Source organism: Streptomyces enissocaesilis, assembly GCF_039533765.1.
Classification (GTDB): Bacteria; Actinomycetota; Actinomycetes; order Streptomycetales; family Streptomycetaceae; genus Streptomyces; species Streptomyces enissocaesilis.
On record NZ_BAAAUD010000083.1, the window covers coordinates 1 to 1,921 of the forward strand.

The window sequence follows — 1,921 nt, forward strand, 5'->3', positions numbered from 1 at the left end:
CGCAGATTGCGCGCCACGACATCGAGGGAGCCCACCGGCGCGGCCTCCTCCGCCGCTGCCAGCACCTCAGCCAGTCCGATCCGATCACCAGCCACAACAGCCTCCTTTTGAGTAGGGACTCTCCTTCCCGCCGACACGGCATGCATCACAGTTGCGACACATGCCTCAGCACATACGTGCCCAGGCGGGAGACCTCATGCCGGACGGTGCGCTTGAGTTCTTCCGCAGCCTCGCCGGTTCTGGCCGGTCGCACGTCGTGCAGGGCGCGCCGACGGCGTATCGCGCAATGCTGACCGAGGTCGGCGCGCCTGAAGGGTGGCTGGTCCGAGCCTCCGGCTGGACGCTGCTGCGGTGACCGTCGGCCGGCGCTTCCAGGCCACCGTCCAGACCTGGTACGTCTGGGGCGACGCTGTTTCGCGGTGCCGGTGCGGAGCCGAGCGGGCAGGTCAACCCGGGTGGCAGATCCGATCTGGAGGGGAGGAGTTGGGTGTGGCGATTGACGGCCGGCTGGTTATTGCCCCGCCATTTGTCGTTCTGTACCGCCCAAGGGTGTGGCCAGAGCTTGTCGCTGCGCTATGACTGGCATGATGTACCCGTTGTCTGGGCAGAGCCCCGGGGCGGTTCCATACGGGTTGCCGCCCAAAGGTGTCCTGAGGATGAGGAGTGGCGGGTGCCGGTGGAGAGGCTGGTGATTACACCGGCGGTGGTGGAACGGGACGCGGTGCTGGCGTTGGCCGGTGAGCTGGACCTGGGGAGCGAAGCGGTGCTGGCCCGGACGGTCGGCGACGTGCTTGAGGCCGGTTACCGGCGGGTGGTGCTGGACTGCGCGGACATCTCGTTCTGTGATTCACGCGGGTTCAACGCGCTGCTCGCAGCTCGTCAGGCCGTTCAGGACGTCGGCGGGGTTCTGGCCCTGGCCGCGGCCCCGGAGCGCCTTCAGCACCTGCTGACGCTGGTGGGGGCAGAGGAGATCTTCACCATCGCCTCCACCGTTGAGCAGGCCCGGCTCTTGCTGGCCGCTGCCGCCCGGCAGGCCGAACCCACGTAGCCCACTTCCCCGCGGCTCACCGGACCGGGCATGGGCAGCGGGGGCGGATTCCGCCGCAACCGCACCGGTCGCCCTTATCGGGCCTTATACAGGGCAGTCGTATCACCAGTACCAGGAGTTACCGACCGCCTGCTTCCGGGGGGAATTACGTTCATGAGCGCGAGCATGCAGCGTCGCATCGACCTGGCCGGCACCAGCGACGCGCCCGCCCGGGCGCGTGAGACCGCCACCGACTTCCTGGCCGAGGCCGAACGCGTCCGCGGGGAGGCGACCAGTGCGGAGACCAGTGGCGCGGTGCTGATCGTGGTCAGCGAACTCGTCACCAACGCCGTTCGCCACGCCCCGGGGCTGTGCACGGTGCGGCTGACCCTGCACGACGAAGGTGTGCTGATCGAGGTCAGTGACACCAGTCCCGTTCTCCCGTGCCCGCGCGCTCCGGATGTCACGGGGGCGTCCGGCGGGTGGGGCATGCAGATGATCACCCGGCTGGCCGGTGAGATCCAGACCGTGCCCGGCCCCGGCCCGGGAAAGACGATACGCACCCGCCTGCCCTGGTGACCGTCCTGGGCTGCCGGAGCGTGCGGTCCGCGGCTCCACCGCCAGGCGTGGGGCAGAACACAGGGTTGGACCTCCGCATGCGGGGAAGACGCCGCCCGGAAGCGCATCACTCAGGGAGGGGCAGGGACCATGACAGCAATCGGCCAGGCCGACACGTTCGAGGCGCAGACCGCAGGGTCGTCCGAGGTCGACGCGCTTGTCGGCGCAGGCGAGCTGCCCTGGATCGAGGACGCGGGGAAGGTGGCCCCCAAGGATGCGCGGGCGCTGTCCAAGGTGTTCTTCGACCAGTTGCAGGTCCTGGAGGAGGGCACGCGC

3 protein-coding genes and 1 pseudogene are annotated in these 1,921 nt (G+C 69.2%); all 4 read left to right on the plus strand.

Going from position 1 to position 1,921, the window contains the following annotated elements; genetic code table 11:
* Window positions 1–160 precede the first annotated feature (160 nt).
* A complete protein-coding gene (locus ABD374_RS31625) occupies window positions 161–355 on the plus strand; it encodes a hypothetical protein (protein WP_344500074.1) in 195 nt (64 codons plus the stop codon).
* Window positions 356–670: 315 nt separating this feature from the next.
* Window positions 671–1,048 carry an STAS domain-containing protein gene (locus tag ABD374_RS31630; RefSeq protein ID WP_344500076.1) on the plus strand — a complete coding sequence of 126 codons (378 nt, stop codon included), beginning with the start codon at window positions 671–673 and terminating at the stop codon, window positions 1,046–1,048.
* Window positions 1,049–1,201: 153 nt separating this feature from the next.
* Window positions 1,202–1,606 (plus strand): ATP-binding protein, encoded by a 405-nt coding sequence (locus ABD374_RS31635; RefSeq protein WP_344500078.1) that lies wholly within the window; start codon window positions 1,202–1,204, stop codon window positions 1,604–1,606.
* 129 nt (window positions 1,607–1,735) lie between these two features.
* Window positions 1,736–1,921: pseudogene (locus ABD374_RS31640) on the plus strand (RNA polymerase sigma factor SigF); the annotation flags it as partial.

Coding starts and splice junctions, on each gene's coding strand:
- ABD374_RS31625 (WP_344500074.1), top strand. CDS start 161: ATGCCTCAGCACATACGTGCCCAGGCGGGAGACCTCATGCCGGACGGT.
- ABD374_RS31635 (WP_344500078.1), top strand. CDS start 1,202: ATGAGCGCGAGCATGCAGCGTCGCATCGACCTGGCCGGCACCAGCGAC.